This window comes from Rubrobacter marinus, from assembly GCF_011492965.1.
Classification (GTDB): Bacteria; Actinomycetota; Rubrobacteria; order Rubrobacterales; family Rubrobacteraceae; genus Rubrobacter_F; species Rubrobacter_F marinus.
The window spans coordinates 648,877-669,369 of the sequence record NZ_CP045121.1 but is presented as its reverse complement, the minus strand read 5'-3'; the positions used below and the strand labels follow the sequence as shown (position 1 = coordinate 669,369).

General features: G+C 65.0%; 19 protein-coding genes. 4 read left to right on the top strand and 15 right to left on the bottom strand.

All coding sequences use genetic code 11. From position 1 onward, the window contains the following. Nucleotides 1-13 precede the first annotated feature (13 nt). Nucleotides 14-925: an NAD-dependent epimerase/dehydratase family protein gene (locus tag GBA65_RS03360; protein WP_166395374.1), complete on the bottom strand. Its 912-nt coding sequence runs from the start codon at nucleotides 923-925 to the stop codon at nucleotides 14-16. 240 nt (nucleotides 926-1,165) lie between these two features. On the opposite strand from GBA65_RS03360, the gene GBA65_RS03355 reads away from it, so the two are divergent. Then, nucleotides 1,166-2,230, top strand: coding sequence for a class I SAM-dependent methyltransferase (locus GBA65_RS03355; protein WP_166395373.1), 1,065 nt, complete (start codon nucleotides 1,166-1,168; stop codon nucleotides 2,228-2,230). Here GBA65_RS03355 and GBA65_RS03350 read toward each other — a convergent pair. From GBA65_RS03350 to GBA65_RS03325, 6 genes are all read right to left on the bottom strand, one after another. After that, nucleotides 2,223-3,068 carry a Wzz/FepE/Etk N-terminal domain-containing protein gene (locus GBA65_RS03350; protein ID WP_166395372.1) on the bottom strand — a complete coding sequence of 282 codons (846 nt, stop codon included), beginning with the start codon at nucleotides 3,066-3,068 and terminating at the stop codon, nucleotides 2,223-2,225. The two genes, GBA65_RS03355 and GBA65_RS03350, sit on opposite strands and share 8 nt — an antisense overlap. Nucleotides 3,069-3,149: 81 nt before the next feature. Further along, nucleotides 3,150-4,652: a hypothetical protein gene (locus GBA65_RS03345; protein WP_166395371.1), complete on the bottom strand. Its 1,503-nt coding sequence runs from the start codon at nucleotides 4,650-4,652 to the stop codon at nucleotides 3,150-3,152. A gap of 48 nt (nucleotides 4,653-4,700) precedes the next feature. After that, nucleotides 4,701-5,054 carry an MATE family efflux transporter gene (locus GBA65_RS03340; RefSeq protein WP_166395370.1) on the bottom strand — a complete coding sequence of 118 codons (354 nt, stop codon included), beginning with the start codon at nucleotides 5,052-5,054 and terminating at the stop codon, nucleotides 4,701-4,703. Beyond that, complete coding sequence (locus GBA65_RS03335; RefSeq protein WP_166395369.1) at nucleotides 5,003-6,082, bottom strand: oligosaccharide flippase family protein; 1,080 nt, start codon at nucleotides 6,080-6,082, stop codon at nucleotides 5,003-5,005. The genes GBA65_RS03340 and GBA65_RS03335 overlap by 52 nt, the downstream gene beginning before the upstream one ends. Before the next feature lie 27 nt (nucleotides 6,083-6,109). Beyond that, nucleotides 6,110-6,481 carry a hypothetical protein gene (locus tag GBA65_RS03330; RefSeq protein ID WP_166395368.1) on the bottom strand — a complete coding sequence of 124 codons (372 nt, stop codon included), beginning with the start codon at nucleotides 6,479-6,481 and terminating at the stop codon, nucleotides 6,110-6,112. A gap of 55 nt (nucleotides 6,482-6,536) precedes the next feature. Further along, nucleotides 6,537-7,532, bottom strand: a complete 996-nt coding sequence (locus tag GBA65_RS03325) for a hypothetical protein (protein ID WP_166395367.1) — start codon at nucleotides 7,530-7,532, stop codon at nucleotides 6,537-6,539. A gap of 254 nt (nucleotides 7,533-7,786) precedes the next feature. Here GBA65_RS03325 and GBA65_RS03320 point away from each other — a divergent pair, with 254 nt between their 5' ends. From GBA65_RS03320 to GBA65_RS03310, 3 genes are all read left to right on the top strand, one after another. Beyond that, a complete protein-coding gene (locus GBA65_RS03320) occupies nucleotides 7,787-8,965 on the top strand; it encodes a PQQ-dependent sugar dehydrogenase (protein WP_166395366.1) in 1,179 nt (392 codons plus the stop codon). 180 nt (nucleotides 8,966-9,145) lie between these two features. Next, a complete protein-coding gene (locus GBA65_RS03315) occupies nucleotides 9,146-9,889 on the top strand; it encodes a calcium-binding protein (RefSeq protein WP_166395365.1) in 744 nt (247 codons plus the stop codon). 213 nt (nucleotides 9,890-10,102) lie between these two features. Then, a complete protein-coding gene (locus GBA65_RS03310) occupies nucleotides 10,103-11,278 on the top strand; it encodes a PQQ-dependent sugar dehydrogenase (protein WP_207956114.1) in 1,176 nt (391 codons plus the stop codon). A 66-nt stretch (nucleotides 11,279-11,344) separates the two neighbouring features. Here the strand turns inward: GBA65_RS03310 and GBA65_RS03305 are convergent, their stop codons facing one another. From GBA65_RS03305 to GBA65_RS03270, 8 genes are all read right to left on the bottom strand, one after another. Continuing rightward, entirely contained in the window at nucleotides 11,345-12,241 is an 897-nt protein-coding gene (locus GBA65_RS03305; RefSeq protein ID WP_166395364.1) for a hypothetical protein, read from the bottom strand. Then, on the bottom strand, nucleotides 12,238-13,527 hold the full coding sequence (locus tag GBA65_RS03300; RefSeq protein ID WP_166395363.1) for a hypothetical protein: 1,290 nt from the start codon (nucleotides 13,525-13,527) through the stop codon (nucleotides 12,238-12,240). Before GBA65_RS03300 ends, GBA65_RS03305 begins: the two co-directional genes overlap by 4 nt. Nucleotides 13,528-13,705: 178 nt before the next feature. After that, a complete protein-coding gene (locus GBA65_RS03295) occupies nucleotides 13,706-14,851 on the bottom strand; it encodes a glycosyltransferase family 4 protein (protein WP_166395362.1) in 1,146 nt (381 codons plus the stop codon). A 27-nt stretch (nucleotides 14,852-14,878) separates the two neighbouring features. Further along, nucleotides 14,879-15,733 carry a sulfotransferase domain-containing protein gene (locus GBA65_RS03290; protein WP_166395361.1) on the bottom strand — a complete coding sequence of 285 codons (855 nt, stop codon included), beginning with the start codon at nucleotides 15,731-15,733 and terminating at the stop codon, nucleotides 14,879-14,881. Beyond that, nucleotides 15,730-16,638 (bottom strand): sulfotransferase, encoded by a 909-nt coding sequence (locus GBA65_RS03285; RefSeq protein WP_166395360.1) that lies wholly within the window; start codon nucleotides 16,636-16,638, stop codon nucleotides 15,730-15,732. Before GBA65_RS03285 ends, GBA65_RS03290 begins: the two co-directional genes overlap by 4 nt. A 99-nt stretch (nucleotides 16,639-16,737) precedes the next feature. Further along, a complete protein-coding gene (locus tag GBA65_RS03280; protein WP_166395359.1) occupies nucleotides 16,738-17,730 on the bottom strand; it encodes a glycosyltransferase family 4 protein in 993 nt (330 codons plus the stop codon). Between the two features lie 281 nt (nucleotides 17,731-18,011). Next, nucleotides 18,012-18,788: a hypothetical protein gene (locus GBA65_RS03275; protein ID WP_166395358.1), complete on the bottom strand. Its 777-nt coding sequence runs from the start codon at nucleotides 18,786-18,788 to the stop codon at nucleotides 18,012-18,014. A gap of 46 nt (nucleotides 18,789-18,834) precedes the next feature. Continuing rightward, entirely contained in the window at nucleotides 18,835-20,325 is a 1,491-nt protein-coding gene (locus GBA65_RS03270; RefSeq protein ID WP_166395357.1) for a glycosyltransferase family 39 protein, read from the bottom strand. Nucleotides 20,326-20,493: the final 168 nt, after the last annotated feature.

Genomic DNA, 20,493 nt, shown 5'->3' with positions numbered 1-20,493 from the left:
AGGTGGACGAGATTCATACGGTGTACCGTTCGAAGCTAGCTACCGTACGCTTTACCTCATCGTACAAGGTGGTTGCGTCCCCGAAACCTGCACCGTGGATCTTCTCAGAGGAGAAAACCCGCTTCAAACCAAGGGTCGGACGGTTAGTGAGGCTTCCTAGCAACGGCAATACTCGATGCGGCAGAGCAATGCCTGGCCAGGGGCGTTGCCCTGCACTTATCCTAACCGCATCCTGCATAGCCGCGTAGCTCTTGTTCTCGGGGTAATGATCATCCGCAACGACGTAAATCTCTCGCATCGTCGCTCTCTCGCGGTGCATAGAAAAGAGAACCGCAGCTATGACGTTGGTTACGGCCACGTAGTGGACTGAGCGGTGGTAGAGCACACTACGCTTTACGGGACCCAGGATAGGCCGGCGCAAGGCATCTTGGATCATGGATAGAAGACCCACACTGTTTGGCCCGATAACCGTGCTGGGGCGCAGTACGGTAAGCGCGCAGTTGTCGCGAAGCTCCTCTCGCCAAGCCAACTCGCACGCGAGTTTGGTTTCGGCATATTCTCCAACAGGGGTACAGGGGCTTGCTTCGTCGACCACGGCAGACGTGGTGGAACCGTAGACCGAGGTAGAGCTCATGAGCACCACATGTCGGACGTCTGGACAGCGGTTGACGGCATCGATCAGGTGCCGATTGTAGTTGAGGTTGCTGCGACCACTCGACATCGAGTAAGCCAGATGGCAGAGCACCTCGCTGCCCTCCAACGTCTCCCGAGGGACAGCATGCGCCAAGTTTGTATTCGCCCAGCGCTCGTTGCGGTACAAGTTCGGTTTGCTGCGTCCCAGCAACACAACCGGCTGGTCACGAAGCGCCAGACGCAGATGTCCCCCAATGAATCCCGTACCCCCGGTGAGAAGGACACTGGTCATGCAACGAGGAAGGTCTGCCCAAAGTTCACAGGACGGCATCTTATAAGGTGAAATCCTTGTTGTAAAAACCCATCTACAACTGCGGAGGCCTCCAACATACCGTCCGCTATGCCACCACGTCTTTTGAGCCCCTTCGTTGGACCTGCTAGGCTACTTTCCTTGCCATGTAGTGGGTCTTCGGTCGCAATAGTGTTCGGGCTCCCATGCGAAGAGCGAAGCTCGCGAAAAGGAGATCCGTAGGTGAACAACAGTGGGATACGTACGGAGCGCGTGACGCACTGCCCCGTATGCGGCACCAAAAAACGGAACGTCTCATATGAGGGTTTGAGCGATCGCGTCTTCGGAGCACCCGGCGAGTGGTCGCTCAAGAGGTGTCAGGATTGCGGTCTATTATTCTCGGACCCGCGCCCCACGGAGGAAGACATCGGGAAGATCTACGCTACCTACTACACGCACTCCGTCAAGGCGCCGCCAAGCAGCCCGTCGCGCTTGTTACGCGAGTATGTACGCCGTGGATACCTAGCTTTCAGATTCGGCTATGCGCAGGCGAAAGTAAAACCCTTGCAGCGGCTTTTGAGCCGGCTCGCGTACCTGCACCCCGAAGAGCGCCAAATGATAGAGAGCAGCGTCATGTACCTCCCGGGTCGAGACAGAGGGCGAGTGCTAGATGTTGGCTCCGGAGCAGGCGAGACGATGAAGGAGCTACGCCGACTGGGATGGGAGGTAGAGGGTGTAGACTTCGACGCCGACGCCGTAGAAGTAGCCCGCCGCAGCTATGGTCTCGATGTCCGTTTAGGGACGCTTGAGAGTCAGAACTACCCTTCGAACCGCTTCGATGCTGTGGTTATGAGCCACGTCATAGAGCACGTGCATCACCCGGTAGAGTTTCTCAGCGAGTGTCGGCGGGTTCTCAAACCCGGTGGGCGTTTGATCGTGATTACGCCGAACACAGCGTCGCTGGGTCACCGGCTTTTCGGAGTGGCTTGGCTACCATTGGACCCGCCGAGGCACCTTGTACTGTTCTCCCGAAAGACTCTGGCCCTGGCGGCTCAGGCTGCCGGCTTGAGCCGAGCGACGGTCGAAACCACCGTACGTGGGGCTTACGGTATCTTCATCGAGAGTCGGCGAATTCGAAGGTCATCGCCCGCGGTCGGGCAGCCGCCGAGCTCCATGGTCGATAAGTTTAGCGGGCACGCCTATCAGTACTTACTCTCGCTGGTCTTGTTGTTCGACTCGAGCGCCGGCGAGGAGTTGCTTATGGTAGCGACAAAGGAAGACGACGGGGCTATCCCACCGCTCACTTAGTCCCCCGTACCGCCGTTCGAACGATGGCGACGATGACCGCTAGCACGAGGCTGGAGAGGACGGCGAGGATCATCAGCGGCACGAGGGAGCGGGATTGGGGTGTTCCGGACTCCTCCAGGACCTCCACGGAGGTCGCATCTCTCGCCCTCTGGGGTAGGTCTCGCAGCGCCTCCTCAAGGTAAGCCAGCCTGTTCTCGTCTGCTGCGATAGCGGCGTTCTGGTCGGCGCGCTCGGTCTCTAGGGCTTGGAGCCGTACTATGGCCGCGACGTCCTCCGTCCCTCCGGTCTGTACGGGACCTGATTGCTCGATCTGGTTGTCCAGGTCCTCAAGAATCTCCCGTTGGTTCTCCAATCCACGCCTCAGCTGAGTGACTTCGGTCTCCACCGCGGCGCGGAAGGCCGCTTCGTAGTTCGTGCTGAAGCCGTTCTCCACGGCCTCGACCAGAACGGGAGCTACACCGTTCAGGGCGTCTCTGTCGCGCGACTGCAGCGCCACCTCGACCCACTGGGTCACGTTGTTGTAGGTGGGGCTGGCATCTACGCCGCCAAGGTCTGCATTCTGTATGTATGCGACGGCCAAGTCCCCGGCCTGCTTCGGGGTCATCACGGGAGGCTGGTTGAGCGAGGTCTGAAGGTCGGAGGGCACGGGCCTGACCGCGAGGGTTACCCGCTTGTTGTACTGGTCGGGCAGCAACAAGGCCAGACCGATGGCAAGCGCCGAGAAGAGCAGGGTCAGCAGTCCTATGAGCTTCCAGTTGGCTCTGAAGAATCCTAGAATGTCCGAGAGGACGATCTCGTCTCCAGATTCTCCGCTCTTCTTACGCCAGGTTCCCTGCACTGAAGAATTTCCTCCCTCGACCTCCCGTACGGCGCCGGGGGTCCTTGCACGGTAAGCCCGTATCCTAACAGGATAGTATGGTCACATTGACGATTTCTTCGTTCGGAGCGCGACCCTCGGCAACCGTACTGCCAGCGGCAGGAACGCGGCCACGAAGCCCGCCACGAAAGCGAAAGACGAGAGCAGGTCGCCCCGCATCAAGAAGAAAGCGAAGCCGATCAGGAACGGGTACAACAGGCGGAGCAGGGTGCCTTCCCCGGAGCGTTCCGCGTGCCGGAAGCTTGAATCCAGCAGGCCGAAGATCCAGCACAGGGCAACGGCGAACAGGACGACGCCGGCCCAGCCGAAGTTTATGAGGCCCTCGGCGATGGGGGAGCTGGAGACATTGTTGAAGAGCAGGCCCTGGTCCACGGCCACGGTGTACCCGCTGCCGAAGGGTTTGTCGGGCCAGATGCTGCGGGGGACGAAGAAGAGGAGCACGCCCAGGAGCTGGTGACCGAAGGTCGAGCCCGGTCCATCGTGCAGGTAGCCTATCGTGTAGCCGACCATGGAGTATGCGTCGAAGTCGCCCGTGGTCATGCCCGCCCCGAGAAACGAGCCATCCCTGAGGTACGGCACGGTCTCATGTGGACCGGTCGAGAGGTACAGCGCGCTCATGATCGGGAACGCCACCAGCATGCCGCCCACCATCAGGAAGACGAACGGCCAGCCCGTGCGCAGGTAACGGTTCAGGAAGATCAGCACCAGCCCGAGGTAGATCGAGCCGACGAGGTGTCTTGGGGAGCCCGAGGGGAAGTCCGCGACCAGGAGGAGACCGAGCGTGGCGATCAGGAGCCCCGCACGCACGAGGAAATGGGCGTTTCCCCTGCTTGCGAACCACACGGCGCCGGCAACGGCGGCGGCCGGAAAGGCCCGGAGCAGCTTATCCACGACGAGAGCGGAGCTCGAGGCGCTGAAGGCGTTTCCGGCGGAGATGTCGGTGGCGCCCCGAGAGATCAGGGCCATCGGTCCGAGCGTGAGCAGCAGGTACGCGGCCGAGAACAGCGCCAGACCGGCGCAGATCCAGACCCCCAAGGCCGAAACGCGGGGCCCGAGCGGAACAGGACGGTGTCGGAGAAGCGCGAACTGAGAGACCCGCGCGGCGATCCAGGCAACGCTCCACAAGAGCACGGCGAGGTTCGTGAGCACCAGCCGATCCGTCTCGAAGGAGAAAAGCTCCTCCCAGGGGAACGTCCCCATCTTGTATTGCGCCAGCGGAGCGGCAAAGAAGAAGACGTAGACGAAAACCCAATGCACGAGGTGCAGCGAGAACGGCGCCAGCGAAGCTTCTGCGGCGATCATGACGATAGCCAGGAAGCCCAACAGGACCAGGGAAGCCAGGTAGAAGGGGTCCGCGTCGAACCGGGCGGGGTCGGGGACGTTTAGCCACGCCGGGGTTACCCCGAGGGTTCCGGGGTCCGGCACGCTGAGCCAGAGTACCGCGGGCAGCACCAGCAGGACGAGGGGCGCGAGTACCCCGGCGAGCAGCGCGCGAGGTACGCGCGCCAGGAGGCGTACGACGCCGGAACCGCGAACCGCTTTCACCGGGACGTGCACGGAGCCCGGCCAGCAACGTCGGAGGGCGAAGCCTTCCTAATCTCGTCCATCACCGCCCGATCTTCTCAGAAGGTCGGGGAGCATGGCAAGGCCAACGTGGGTCCATACGCCGGTGGTGAGCCGGGCGGCCAGCCACATGGAGACGCTCAGCAGTATCAGACCCAGGGCGGCGGATACCGCCACGCCAACGGCCCCGAACGGCCCGACGGCCAGGCTCCCCGCCACCACCGCGAAGCCGCCGGAGGTCACGCTGATGACCATGTACAGCGACTGGTGGTTGGTCATGCCGAGCGTGAGGCCGCAAGACCCGACCCAAACGTTTACCAGCTGTCCGAGGCTCAACAGCGCCAGCACCGTCGCCCCTTCACGGTAGTAATCGCCGTAGACCATCCCGAGGACAGATCCCCCCGCCAACACGAAGGTCGAAAGCGCCAGTACGGCGGGGATCGCCGCCAGCGCCGCTGTGGCGCGAAGGGTGTGCTCGAGTTCGCGGATCCTGCCCGAGCATGCATCTCGGCGATCATGGGGGGCAGCACGGCGTTGACGACGAAGATCGGAACGGCCACCAGCACGACGAGACGCGCGGCTGCGCCGTACACCGCGACCTCCTCCTGCGAACGGAAGGCGCCGAGGATCCAGAGGTCCGCCTGGGTGAGGGTGAAGAGCGTGAGGTTGGTCACGAGCAGCGGACCGGCGACACGGAGCATTTGACCGAGCCCTACCCCGCCTTCGGCCCGTTCGCGCGGGAGCGCGGCCACCTTGCGGCGAAGCACCCACCCCGCGATCAGGGCGCTCGTGGCCCCGGAACCGATAGCGAGGATCAACACGACGGCGAGCGTCGTCCGGCCTTCGATCCACCACAGAAGCCCGAGGCTGCCGGTGAAGGCGATCGCCGTCAGGAGCCCGCCGAAGAGGGTGGCGAGCCGGATGTCGTGGAACCCGCGAAAGACCTCGGCCAGGAGGCTTTGCAGCGCCATGATCGCCATCCACCCTGCCACCAGCCCGGTGACCGCCGCCAGGGCTGGGGCACGGAAGAAGTTCGCGCTGAGATAATAGCCCAGCGGCAGGTAGAGAAGCCCCACCCCCAGCGCCCCCGTCCCGCCGACAGCTACCGCGGTGGTCACCGCCCGTCGGGCCCTCCCGGGCTGGTCGAGCCCCATGCTCTCGGCCACGAAGCGCACGGCCGCCTGGTTGAGGCCCAGGGAGCCGGCGATCGCGCCGAGTGTGACGACGCTGAAGGCGAGAAAGTAGGCGCCCAGATCCTGCGGCGCGAGCAGGCGGGCGAGCAGGGCGTTTATCGCTAGCTGCCCCAGGGAGGTGAGCAGGCGGCCCGTGAAGGCCCAAATACCCCCGGAGAGCAGGCGCTGCTTGAGCAGGGAGAAGCCTGCGGGCTTCATCGCGGCCCGGACGGCCCACACGAGGAGCGGGCTCCCCAGAGTACGGCCTCACTTGGCGCGAAGCCTGACCCTCGGCAAGCGCAGCGCCAGCGGCAGGAATGCGATGACGAAGCCCACCACGAAGGCGGCCGAGGAGAGCAAATCCCCCCTCATCAAAAAGAACGTGAACCCGACCATGAACGGGTACAGCAGGCCGATGAGCGCGTCGCGCCCCCGCGAGACGACGCGCTCGAAGGTGAGATCCAGTATGCCGAACGTCCAGCAGAACACAACGGCAAAGAGGATGATGCCCGCCCACCCGAAGTTGATGAACCCCTCCGCGATGGGAGAGCTGGAGATGTTGTTGAAGGACAACCCTCCTTCGACGGCGACGGTGTAGCCGCTGCCGACCGGCTTGTCGGGCCAGAGGCCCCGGGGCACGAAAAAGAAGAGTACCCCAGAAGCTGGCGGCCCCAGGTCATGCCTGGCCCCTCCCTCACGTACTCCACGGTGTAGCCGATCGAGGAGTACGCATCGAAATCCCCGTGGCCAGGCTCGGCCCGAGCAGCGTGAACCCCCCGACATAGGAGATGATCTCCGACGGGCTCGTAACGTAGCGCAGGGTGCTCAGGAGCGGGAACATGACGAGCAGACCGCCCACCATCAGGAAGACGAACGGCCAGCCGTTGCGTAACCGCCCGCCCACGACGGTCAGGAGCAGGCCGAGGTAAACAGAGCCGACGACGTACCTGGCGGTGCCGAGGGGGAAGTCCGCCACCAGCAGAAGCCCGAGGGCCACGGCTACGAGACCCAGGCGCACGAGCAGAGGAGCTTCTCCGCGACGCAGATACCAGAGCGCCCCGGCGGAGGCGGCGACCGGTATCCCGCGCAGCACCTTCTCCAGAAGCAGGAAGACGGTCGAGGTGTTTAGGGAGGCGCCGTAGTCATCTGCCCGCGTGAGCAAGGCCCCTACGCCCAGCCACACGACCAGGAGAACGGTGGCAACCAACGCCAAACCGACGGAGAGCCAGACCCCGGAAGCGGTGACGCCCGGTCCCAGCGGGAGCGGGAGGCCCGGCAGAACCCTTGTCTGCAAGGCTCGCATGCATATCCATACGGCGCACCAGACCAGGATCGCCAGGTCCGTCAGGAGGAGCGTTTCGACGTCGAAGGCGGTCAGGCGCCCCCAGGGGAACGCCCCTATCTTGTACTGCACGAGGGGCGCAGCAAAGAAGAAGACGTAGACGAAGACCCAGTGCGCCAGGTGCAAGGAAAACGGGGCGCGCGCGGCCTCCAAGGTGAGCATGCCGATCGCAACCGCGCCGATCAGCGCCAGCGAGGCCAGGTGCAGCGCGCTGAACTCGAACACCACCGGGTCCGGCACGGCCAACCAGACGGGGGTCGCCCCCGACGCTCCCGCCGGCGCGATGCTCAGCCACAGGACCGCGGGGATCAGTATCAACATGAGCGGCGCGAGCAGGTAGACGAGCACCTGCCGCGGAATCCGCGCCGAAAGGCGCCCCAGACCGCCCCCCACGTTTAGCTCACCCAACACTCGCACGCAGGCAGGTTAACCCTTTGGAGCACGTACATCCAGGCTCACGGGCGTAGGGACCCGGCGCCGCTAAAGTATTCATGGGCGTGTGCCGATAATAGCTTATAGTTGCGGGATGGATCGGGACTTTGAGCGGCGTGTCCGCGCGAGAGCATGAGGGAGCAGGTATGTGTAGACGTTTGGCGGTTGCGGTGGTCCTTGCACTGGTGGCGGGGATCGTCCCCATATTACTCGTAGACGCGCAGCCCGCGTCCGGACAGGCGGCTACGCAGACGCAGTTCACGCAGCCGGGCTTCACGGATACGCTCGTTACGAACGTCGATGCTCCAACGGCGCTCGCGTTCACGCCCGACGGGCGGCTGCTGATCACGAACCAACAGGGCCAGTTGAGGGTGTACGACGACGACCGTCTGCTCCCGACCCCGGCGCTGAACATCTCCGGCAGGGTCTGCGCCAACTCCGAGCGCGGCCTCCTCGGCGTGGCCGTGGACCGGGAGTTCGCGGCCAACCGCTACGTCTACCTCTACTACACCGCCAATACGGGCAGCCGCTGCGTCAACCGGGTTTCGCGCTTCGTCCTCGGCAACGACAACGTCGCGAGGGACGAGCGCATCCTCCTGAACAACATGTACTCCGGCACCAACCATAATGCCGGCGACGTCAAGGTCGGCAAGGACGGCCTGATCTACGCCTCCATCGGCGACGGCGGCAGGCCTCGCGACGCCCGCAACAAGAGCGTACTGCTCGGCAAGGTTCTGCGCGTCGCCCGGGACGGCTCCATCCCGGCCTCTAACCCCTACAGGGGCTCGGGCACCGCGCGCTGCGGCGCCAACGGACAGGCCAGCCCCGGCGTGAAGTGCCAGGAGATCTTCGCCTCCGGCTTCCGCAACCCCTTCCGCATGGGCTTCGACCCCAACTACGCGAGCACCCGCTTCTTCGTCAACGACGTCGGCCAGACCAAGTGGGAGGAGGTCAACCTCGCCCGCGCCGGAGCGGATTACGGCTGGGACCTGCGCGAGGGCCCCTGTGCCAAGGACTCCTACACCGTCGGCTGCGGGGCCGCGCCCGCCGGGCTCACCAACCCGATCTACTCCTACAAGCACTCCACGAACTGCTCCTCGATCACGGGCGGCGTGGTCCTGCCCAACGGCTCCTGGCCCGGCGCCGTCAATAGCTCCTACCTCTTTGGGGACTTCGTGTGCGGCAGGATCTTCAAGCTGACCCAGACCTCCACGGGCTTCAAGCCTTCCACCTTTGCTTACAACATGGAAGGCGGCGGTCCCGTGGCGCTGACGTTCGGCCCGGACAACGCCCTCTACTACACGACCTACGCGGGCGGCGGCATCCACCGCATAAGTCACAATCCGTAAGAGTTTGGCATTCCGGCGGAGCGACGCGACAGGCTCGCTCCGCCGTCTCTGTTCCATCGGCAGAGGAGCTAGAGGCCCAGAGCGGTAATGTGAGGTTGTGCCGCTCCCTTTCCCTAGGGTTGATTCGTTACTCGGGGAGGGGCACGCTTACGAGACAGGCCCGACAGGAAGGACGAATACGTGCGCCGTTGGATCTTGCTATCTACCGTGATGATGGCGCTCGCTCTCATAACCGGCGGGGTAGCGCTGGCTGCGACGATCAACGGCACCAACGGCCCCGACGGTCTCACCGGCACGAACGCCGCCGACTTCATGAACGGCATCGGCGCCAACGACACCATGTACGGTCTCGCTGCCGTGGACACGATGTACGGCGGCCCCGGCAACGACACGATGAACGGTGGTGGGGGTAACGACAGGATGTATGGCCAAGAGGGAGACGACCAGTTGTACGGCATCTACAACGACGATCTGATCACCGGCAACACCGGCGTAGATCGCGCCTACGGCTCGTACGGGAACGACACTATCTACGGTGGGGACCAGGTAGATTACCTCTACGGAGGCCCCGGAGACGACAACGTACGTGGGGGCAGCGGCGACGACTATGTGGACACCGGCGACGAGAACGGCCGCGACAGGTCCTACGGCGACGTCGGCAACGACGGGCTGCTGGCGCAAGGGGAGGTCCACGGCGGCGACGGGGACGACTACGTAGAGGTCTCCGGTAGCGCCACGGTATACGGCGAGGGAGGCAACGACACGATAGACGCAAGCATCGCCAGGCTCGTGAGCGTGTCTTGCGGCAGCGGTACCGATACGGTCTATTACTTCGACATGAATTCCGACAACAGGGTCCAGACCTACGTTGCGGACGATTGCGAGAACGTGATCCAGGGTCCTCCCGGGGCTTCGACCCGGTAGCACGGAGAAGGCACTTCGGGTACAGACCACCCCCCTGCTACCGGATGCGTTTCTTGGGCAACGCCTCGTACCGGGCCGCTGACTTCGACGCCGTTCTGGTCAAGGCATGGTAGCCGGGAGTAAGAGGATTCGCTGCCCATAGCTGTGCCTCGGGTAGCATGTCGGAGGTCCTCCACGGAGGACCTCCGGTTGCCGGATTGTAGACGGACCTCCGTGAGGTCGAACTCGAGCATGGAGGTGCGCTTCGTGTTGAAGAGGTTGCTGGTCGTGTTGTCCCTGGCTTTGGTGGCGGGGGTCCTGCCGGTGTTGCTCCTCGAGGAGGACGCGCTGGGTGCCGCGACGCTCCCCGCTGGATTCAAGCAGACGCAGATCGTCTCCGGGCTCGACCGCCCTACGGCGATGGCGTTCGCACCGGACGGGCGGCTGTTCGTGGCCGAGCAGGGGGGCAGGCTGCGTGTCGTCAAGGGCGGCAAGCTGCTCGCTACCCCGTTCGTGGACATGAGAGGCGTCACCGACTCGACGGGTGAGCGTGGCCTGCTTGGGATAGCCTTCGACCCGAACTTCGCCACCAACAAGCACGTCTACGTCTACCACACGCTCAGGGCGACGAGCACGTCTCCGGCGCGCAACCGGATCTTCCGCTTCACCGCGAACGGCGACGTCTACACCCCGGGGAGCGGCCGGACCATCCTAGATCTCGACGGCCTGAGCGCCAGGACCAACCATAACGGCGGGGCAATCCACTTCGGCAGAGACGGCAAGCTCTACGCCGCCGTCGGCGAGAACGCCACCAAGGAGAACGCCCAAACACTCACCAACCTTCACGGGAAGATGCTGCGTATCAACGCGGACGGCACCATCCCCGCCGACAACCCGTTCTACAACAGGGCCAGCGGCAAGAACCGTGCCATCTGGGCCTTGGGCCTTCGCAACCCCTACAGCTTCGCCGTCCAACCTGGCACGGGTAGGATGTTGATAAACGATGTCGGTCAGGACCGCTACGAGGAGATCAACGACGGCGCGAGCGGCGCCAATTACGGGTGGCCGCTCCACGAGGGCCCCGAGTCGGATCCCGCTTACCAGGGGCCACTGTACTGGTACGGCCACGGCAACACCTCGAGCACGGGCTGTGCGGTCACCGGCGGTGCGTTTTACAACCCGAGGGTCGTGCGGTTCCCGGGCTCGTACGTAGGCGACTACTTCTTCGCGGACGTCTGCAGCGGCTGGATCAAGCGCCTCGACTATGACCCGGCGACGGGAGGGTTCGTGAGGGTGCTCCACTTCGCATCGGGGCTGACCGCCCCCGTGGACCTACAGGTAAACGACGGCAACCTTTACTACCTCTCCCGCGGCAACGGCTCCGTCAACGCGATCAGGTACGCCCCCTAGAAGCGACGCACCCGTCCTGCGTCTATACCGGGCGTGGCGAGGCCCCCCTGCGGTGCGAGCGCTGCCCTACGGGGCCGGCTTGCGAGTACCGCGTGTCTCCCGGCGGCGAAGCCGAGGAACCAGGCCGGGCTCGGCGGTCGTCCGTAGTACGACGGCGACCGCCGCCACGACGGACAGGAGGGCCGCGGCGACTACCGGGGAGGACGACGGTCCTATTCGCCTCGTCTCCGACTGGGACGAGGCGGTGACCTCGACCGCCTCGTCGGCGTACGGCCCCATGTCGCCAAGGGCGTCTTCGAGATAAACCAAGTCGTCTTCTTTCTGCTCGATGCGGACGACCAACCCCTGGCGCTGCTTCTCCAGGCTCCGAAGGGCGGAAGAGGCGTTCGCGGCGGTCGCAGGGTCGGCCGTACGCGCCCGCCGACGGGTTTCCTCGATCTGCCGGTCGAGCTGGGCTAGAGTATTACGGTTGCTCGGGAGGATTTGCTCCCTGCCATAAACCAGCGAGGTCTCGACCGTGTCGGTCAAGTACGTTTCGTACTCCCGTTGAAACGCCTCCTCCAGGTACGCTGACGTATCGTCGGCGGCGCTCTGCAGGGAGGCCCTGGCCCGAGATTGCAGCGTTACGTCGACCGTCTCCCTGGAAGCGTTGTAAGTTGCCACAGCGTCTTCCGCCTCGAACCTTGCCTGGCCGATCAATCCCAGAGCCGTGTTGGCTACCTGCCTTCTCTCCAGGGGCTCTCTCTGGCCGAGCCTCTGCTGCAGCTCCCCGACTCGAGGCGTGACGGCCAAGGAGACGGTTTTGTCGTACTCCGGCGGGAGCAGAAGGACCAGGGCGGTCACCGCGGCGAAAACGGCGAGGGCCAGCGCCGACAGGAGCTTCCACCGGGAAGCGAGCGAGGCCGCCACGTCCCGGATCGCCGCCTCGATCCCGCCGAGAGAGCGTTTCACGGCGGTCATCACTCTCCTCCAGCTTTGGTCCTGGTGCGCACCGCAAGGCCTCCCCTGCGGCCGAGCCCCCCGGAGAGCAGCCCTGCCGTTATGTAGATGGCGAGCCCGGCGGCGAACGCCCACAAGCACGCGGCGACCACACCTCCGAAGGTGCCGCGGCCGAAGGCGAACATGTAGGCGCACAGCAGGGGAACGACGAACGCGACGCCCCTGCGGACGGCGAACGCCGAGAGCCACCTCAGGATCCAGGCGAACAGCAAAAAGAACACCGGGACACCGACGGGCCCGAAGTTCACGAGCGCCTCCGTTACGGGAAAATAGCCGTAGCCGGGGACGCGCCCGGCAAAGACGCCTAATCCCTCCACGATCTGAACGAACTGACGCCCGAGCGAGGGCGCTTTATCGAAGGGTAGCAGGAAGCTCGGGATGGAGTTGGTGGCTCCTTGCAGGAGGCTCGCCCCGTAGAGCGGCTCGTACCCGTTCTCCACGTGGTAGACCAGCGTGACAAACGGGCGAGCGAACTCCGAGAGCGCAAGCAGGGCCCTCTGGAGGTTCAGGCCCTGGAGCGCCGAGAGACCCTCGCCGCGCACGTCGCCCACCACGATCCCCACGACGAGGACGGCGGCGAGCGCGGCGGCTATAGCGCCCTTGCTGAACCTGGACCCCCTGAGCAGCTTCGCCACGAAGACTACTATCAGGGCGGCCAGCACGATCCTGCGGTTCCCGACCGGCAGGTGCAGGAGCGCCAGGCCCGCGAGCGCGAGCCAGGACACCGGCCAGCGCTCGTTCAGGGCGAGGACGGCTACCGCCGCATAGAAGATGTCCAGGTAGGGGATCCTGACCCCCCCGCTCGCATCGAAATTGTCTATAAACTCCACCCTGTCGAAGTTTCCGGAGAAGAGCCCGAAGGTGGCGAAGTAGTAGATGTTGATCGCCAGGGCCACGAGGCAGCCGGCGAGGGCCAGGGAGGCCAGGAGTCGACTACCCTGTGGGGGAAGACCGATCTCGATCTGCCCCGCATCATAGAGCTTGCCGCCGGCATACACCGCGAGGACGGCGCAGGCCGAGAACAAGTAGCTCGTGTGCGCGGACAAGGCGCTCGCGGGCAAGAGGAAGGACGGCGCTCCCGCCGGCAGGATCAGATGCGTCAGGTAGCCGCCGGTCGCGTACAGGTACAGCGCGACCAGCAGATAGAACTCCGGCCGCGAAAGAACGCCTCGCCGCCGCAGCGCGTCGATAACGGGCGCGGTCGTCAGGGACACCAGGAGGAGCGCCAGCAGCATATCCATGCCGCTCACGAGAGCCGCATCTCCCGGGGTAGTCCAGAAGGCAGCACGCCCCGGGGCCTTGAGACGCAGACCCGGGACACGCGTGTTTCGCAGCGCGTTTGGTTCGCTAGGGTCAACTCAACTTCTCCTGCTTGTCTCGCGGCCGTCCGGAGAAGGTACCACGCTCGTGGTGAGGCAGTTGCAAGGCTTACCGGGTAGCATCGGCTCTTCGGCGAGCCGCACCCGCGTACGCCTCGAGGTGCCTCCCGGCGCATGCTTCGAGCGAGAAGCGTTCCCCGGCCAGCCGGCGGCCGTTCCTCCCCATCCGAGCCGCCTCTTCGGGTCGGCCGAGCAGGTCGAGCACGGCCGTGGCGGTGGCTTCTGGGTCTCGGATGGGTACCACCACGCCCGCCGGATTCTTCGGATCGGCGTGGAGAAGCTCACGCACGCCGCCCGCGTCGGAGGCGACGGACGGCGCGCCCACGGCCATGGCCTCGAGGACCGGCATGGAGGAGGCCTCGGCCGTGGAGGTCATGACGAGGACGTCGAGCCCGGCGAGTACGGGGGCAACGGAGGGGACGAAGCCGTACTCGTGGACGGCGGGGCGCAAGCCGAGTTCGTCGATAAGAGCGTCTACCTCACGCGCGTATTCGGCGTGCGTACCGAGCCTCGCCCCCGCGAAGACGACTTCTATGTCCTCTAGCCGTTCGCGCACGAGGGCCGCGGCTCGGACGAAGTACTCCACGCCCTTCAAAGGGTTCCAGTTGGCGACGAGCCCTATGCGTCGTGGGCCATCCTTACGCGGGGTCCAGACGACCTCGAAGCAGCGTGGGTCGACAGGTGGGGGCATCACGTCGTGGGGGGAGTCGGCGACGCCGTAGTGGCGGGCGACATCCTCCGAGGTCGCGAGCACGCGATCCGCCATGAGGCGGACGAGAGTACCGAAGAAGGGGGCTACCCTCTTCGGGATCACGGTGTCGTTCAGATGCCAGACGAGTGGCACCCGGGCCAACTTCGCGGCTATCGCCGGGGGAAGGAAGAACGCGCCGTTGACGTGGACCGCGTCCGACCTCTCGCGCCGGTACAGGGCTAAGAAGCGCCGCACGTCCCCCGGCAGCCGGAAGATCCAGCGGAGCACCCTGCGAACGTCACTCGGGCGCGGGATGCGCTCGAAGCCGATCCTGGTCACGGGGACACCCATCTCCCGGGCCACCTCCGCGGTGTTGCCGTCGCCTTCGGGGAGGCATAGGAGGGTGTGCACGTCCTCATGGGTCGAGAGGTAGCGGGCAACCTGGGTTACTCGTTTGGACGAGCCGCCGAAGCGATCGTCGAAGAGTACGTTCAGGACGTACACGCGAGCGTCCATCCGTAACCGGGAAGATCAATCACCGAGCTCCCCCTTCGCCCACGCGTGGTCCTGCTCGTAACCAAGCAGAACCAACTCCTCTCCTGCATACCGGTCGAAGACCTCGCGGGCCTCGTGGGTGAACTGGTTACGCCAGTCGCCGACCACGCCTTTGCGAACAAAGCTGCCCTTGTTCTCCTCCCCTACCCTCCGCCCGGACTGGCGGGCGAAGGAGAACTCGTCGGCGATCTCCGCTGCCCGGCCGGGGTCGAGGTCGCGGCCCGCGAGCTCGCGTGAGATCCTGACGAGCTCGCCCGCAGGGTCCCGGCGGAGGGCCTCGTAGCTCGTGTGGACGACACCCCTGCGGTCGTGCCACTGGTGGACGAAGTCCGGCCAGGTGAAGTGCGGGCGGCGCTGGCGGGTGAAGGCATACTCGAGAAAGGCCGGCAGGTTCCCCTGCACGTCCCCGTAGTCTTCGAAGCGGAGATCTCGCCGCGTCTCGGCGACGAGGGGTGCGTTCTGGCGCTCGTTGGCGAAGAGGCAGTGGTGGTACCAGGAGACCATGATGTCCCGTCCGTCGCGCCATACGACGAGGACGTTCTTCATGCCCCGCGGCGAGAGGTAGTGGCCCTGCATGATGGAGGAGCGGAAGACGGGCAGGCGGTTCCTGGGGAAGGGAACCCCGAGGGCCTTCTCGAGCATCTGCGCCGTCCAGCTTCCGCCGCTCTTCGGGTACTCGTTGACCACGTATAGCGGCAGCGCCCCGGAGAGGAGCCGGACCATGCCGGTGCGGAGCAGGCCGTTGGTCTTCCGGTACAGGAGGGACCTCTGATCGAGAAGGCCCAACGACGCCCGTATTGCGGACTTGCGGGCCTGCTGCTCCGGCTTCACCGCTTGTACCCGTGCCGCTTCATGAGCGGGGCTGCGAAGGTCCAGGCGGCGCGCTGTTCGCCCTCGGAGAGCCTCGTCCGCCAGCCGTCGGTGTCGCCGCTGAACCTGACGGTCCCCGCCATACGAACCCTGTTGCCGCCGCCGACGTGGCCGACCCGCATCTCGCGGCCGGCGAGCAAGCCTTCCGCGAGCCCGGAGAGGTCGAGCCCGACGGAGGTCCCGATCCGGCCGAGCTCCCTTCGCGGGTCGGCCGCGAGATCCTCGTAGCGCACGCGGAGACCGGCGGGGTCCACCCGGCGCCGCACCCACTCGGAGAGCAGGTTCGCCTCCGTCCAGCGCATAGAGGAGCGCCAGGCAGGGGTCGAGGCCACGCCCGTGTCGGACTTCTTGCGAGAGGCCGCGACCCCGCGGGCGTCCCGGATCAGATGCACGAGGTGCAGCTCCACCCCCGGCACCGAGGAGAGCGCGAGGGCGCGCGCCGGCACCTTGGAGGAGTCGACCACCACGCTCTTGCCGCTGACGGCCCGGATCGCCCCGAAGAGCGCCCCGTTGAGCCGGGCGTACCTCCGGAACCGCTCCGAAGGTCGCGCCCGCTCGGCAAGCAAGCGTAGAATGCCGCCGCGCGACTCGTAAATCCCCTGAAGCTTCCGAAAGCCCTTCAGATCGTCGGACCCGACCCTTCTCACCCACTCCTCATGCACCTCGGACCAGAACGGGCACTCGCCCATGGGCCTGCCGCAGCTGCACGGGTTCCCCGCCTCCCAGCCACGGGTGGGGACTTTCCGCACCTCGCCGACGCTCTCGACGCCCGGATGGTTGCCGAGCACGATGTCGAGCACGGTAGACCCGCTCCGCCCGTCCCCGAGCACGTACAGAACCTTCACGGGCGGCTCGTTGGGTTCCACCGTAACAACGTCTCCTTCTAGGCCGCGGAGGCAGACCCTCGCGGCCCCCGAGGCCCGTATCTTAACCACAAAGCCCGCCGTTCGAAGCCGGCGTGCGGGCTATCTTCGTCCCTTGCGCGGGACGTACAGCTTCTCCAGAGCCTCCCCCATCGCCCGACGCTGGGCGTCCACCGAGAACCTCTGCTCGACGAGTTCCCGTCCCGCGCGTCCGTGGCGCTCGCGTAGTGCGGCATTGCCGGCATAGGCTCGGAGCGCGGCGGCGAGTTCGTCGAGATCCTCCACGACGACGCCGTTGACCCCGTCGAAGACCTGCTCGCGGGTACCGTGGCTGTCCGCGTTCGTTATCACGGGCTTCTGCCGCATCATCGCCTCCATGGGCACGTTCGGGAAGGCGTCGAGGCGGGTGAGGTAGACGAGCACGTCGCCCCACTCGTAGGCGCTCCCGATGTCCTCCACGCGCCCCGGGGCGACGAGCCGGCCCTCGATCCCCAGACGCCTGGCCGCCTCCCGGACGCGCTCTTCGTGACGGCCCGCCCCGCACACGACCCACCGCAGGTCCAGCTCGTCCCACAAGCCCATGCGCGCCAGGTGCCCGGCCGCCTCCAGCGTCGGGTCTACTTTGGAGGCAAGGTTCATGCTCGTGACCGTGAGCAAGCGGAGACCACCCTCGGGGAACCGTGAGCCCGTCGAGGGCCCATCGAGGTTCGTCCCCGGCTCCGTGTACGGATTATGGACGACCGCCCGCCGCCGCTCTGGTACGACGCTGGCCAGCTCTCTCGCCACGGTCGAGGAGTTGAAGAGCACCAGCCGCGCGGAGAAGAGGCAGAAGAGCTGCATCGCCGAGACGGCCAGGAACCTCGCCCACGGGCGCAGACCGCTACGCCCGGCGAGACGCTCCCGATTCTCCCGGAAGGGATGCCCTCGCAACCGGACGACGAGCGGGACGCGCAGGTAGAGAGAGGCGAGTACTCCGACGAGACCCAGCCAGCCGTACGTGTCGATCATGACCACCGTTCGTCCGCCCGACCGGCGAGGGAGCGCGAAGACGTCGCGGGGCGTCTTCAGGCGCACGACCTGCGGCCCCTCGAGCAAGAGCAGCGTCTTGTGGGCACGACGGGGACTGAACGCGCACACCACCCTCAGCCCTTGAGCTAGATCGCCGGGAGATGAGGGGCTGGTGGTCCGGTGCAGATCAGGGGTGAGCGATACGAAGCCCAGCAGGGCAGGGAGCAACGACCTTACGCGAACCACTACCTCTCGCCTTCCGAACACCCGGAGCATTATAGGGGCTCCTTGGAGCGGCGTTACGCGACCCTAACAAGCCAGTTCGTAGTTTCCGATGAGGGGCGGACAGGGTTTCGACGTTGCGCGTATTAGCGCGTGGGCTCGTCGTCGAGTTTGTCGGGCTTCTCGCCCTCCACACGAAACCGCACCTCGCGGTGTCGGGAGCCCATGTACGAGAGGAGCGCGTAGGCGAAGACGACGATGCCCAGCATCTCCAGGGACTCCTCGGCGACCGGTATCATGATCCTGACCATCCCCTTCTGTTCGCCGAAGATGGAGGCGACGAGGGCGTTCACCATCTCGAGACCCATCGCACCCCCGACGTAGAGGAGGCCGGCGACGAGGAACAACACCTGTTGTTTTCTGGGCAACCTGAAAAAGAACCCGAGGAAGGCGACGACGAAGACGAGCAACAAGACGGCGGCGGGGATCACCCACGCGTTGTTCAGAAGCCCGCCAAGCTGGATACCGAAAGACCTCAGGAACGGCCTCGTGATCGGGCCCAGCTTCTCGTGAATGGTGACCCCCTCGTCGATCGAGAGGTACAAGAATACCAACGACAGGATACGCCAATGGTTGACGTAAGGCTCGCCCGCACGCCTCTTGAGAGACGAAACTACCGCCGCAAGCGCCGAGCACGAGAGCAACAGGAAGGCCGTGTACCAGGTTCCGAAGCTCTGCTCTTTTTTGAGGTCGAACAGGTTCAGGGAGCCCAGGTTCGGGTTATCCGAGAACAGTCTCGACTCGGCCGCTCCCGGGGTGGCCTTATACAGGACCACGGCGACGCACAGGGCCGCGAGGAGCAACGCCACCGAGAGCAACACCCAGAAGACTTTTCTAGCGGAGAGCGAGATCGTCGGTTCCACGGCCGTTACCTCCTGTGGTCGTACGGTCGGGGCACGACACCGGCGCTCACGAGTGTGCGGCCTCCGGCACCTCGAAAAGGTAAGCATCGGCGCCCACCAAGTTTGCTTCTCGAACCAACTCGAGCTCGTTGCGCAGATACCGCGTGACCGCTGCCTCCGGCTCCCTCGACGCAACGAAGCCCACGTAGCGGCTGTTCCCTCTCCCGATCGCCCTCTCCAACTCGCTCGCGGAGGTGCACGCCCTTACCCCGAACCGCTCGTCGGCCCCCTCCTGGACGAGATAGTAGTTGAAAAACGCCACCCTTACCCCAGCGCAGTACGCAAGTAGCGTCGAGGGACGCTCGTTCTCCGCGACGAACTCTACTCCCTCCCGGATCTGCTCCTTGCTCGGCTCTGTGTAGTAGTCCATCAGGAAGACGAGTTGTGCCAGGAGCAAGACGGAACCCAGCGCCACGGCGGTCGCCTGCACCATCGGGCGCACCGGCAGTTGCGTGACGGCGCGGGCAACCAGGAGGTAGGCAGCCGGGAGGGAGACGATGAGGTAGCGTGGCTCAAGTATCGGGGTCCAGATCAAGGAGACCACGTAAGCTCCGGCGAAGGGAACGGTCAGCCACAACACGAGCATCAGACCCGGGGTGCGCAACGCTCTTCGCGTACCCGAAAGCCCTTCGTCTTTGTATAGCGGGTAGAGCTTTTTGTAGGGCAAGAACAGGTATAGCGCCAACGCGACCACCGCGAATACCGGGGATCTACTGAAGACGAACACGGCGTAATCCACAAAAGTGTCGAGCCCCGGCCTGGCGATATGCTCTATCGTGCCCGAACCCTGTCCCGTCCTGTTGAACAGCGCCGGCAGCCAAGGCGAGTAGGCCAGTACGATCAAGCCGTAGACTACGAGCGTGTAAGCCAGCGTTCCGGGTCTACGAGCGTAAACCATCATCGTCCACAGCCCCTGCAGCGCGACGAGGTAGAAACCGAAGTAGTGCAGATATGCGGCGACGGCAGCTGCGACGACGTAGCCGGACACAGCAAGGAGCCTCGGCCTCTCCTCGCGATCCAGGCTCCGCGCCACCGAGACCCAGAAGTAGGTCGCCAACGTGGCGAAGAGGAGGAGCAGGGAGTACATCCTGGCCTCCTGCGAGTAGTAGACCGGAGTCCACAAGACGGCCACGAGGAGTGCTGCAATCAGTCCCTCTCGCCAGGAGTACAGCCTACGGCCCAGGAGATAGGTCGCGAGGACAGACAGGAAGCCCGCAAGCGCGGAGGGGAGCCTCAACGCCCACTCGGACTCCCCCAGGAGCTGCACGGTAAAGTGGATCAACAGGTAGTAAGCCGGGGGGTGCACCCCGATCCCCTCCCTGTTGAAATGGTACAGCACCCCGGAGACCCCCTCACCAAAGGTGGACAGGCCCCAAGTGTTCAACTCGTCGTTCCAGAGCGACTGGAAACCCAGGCCATAGAACCTCAGAGCAGCGGCGAGCAGCAAGATGCCCAGCAGCGCCAGAAGCGGAAATTTCTTGTGAAGTCCTTTACTCACCCGCTCAAGCTAACAAGCAAGCGTTGGACCACTATAAGAGCCCGGTTAGAAAAAGCTTATGCGCGATCTTCGGACGGAACGCCCCGCGGTCACGCCCTCTGCTCTAACCGTTAGCGGCCGACCGGGCCCCGGCCGCTCGCGTCCGACCCGCCGCGACCGTCTCTTGCA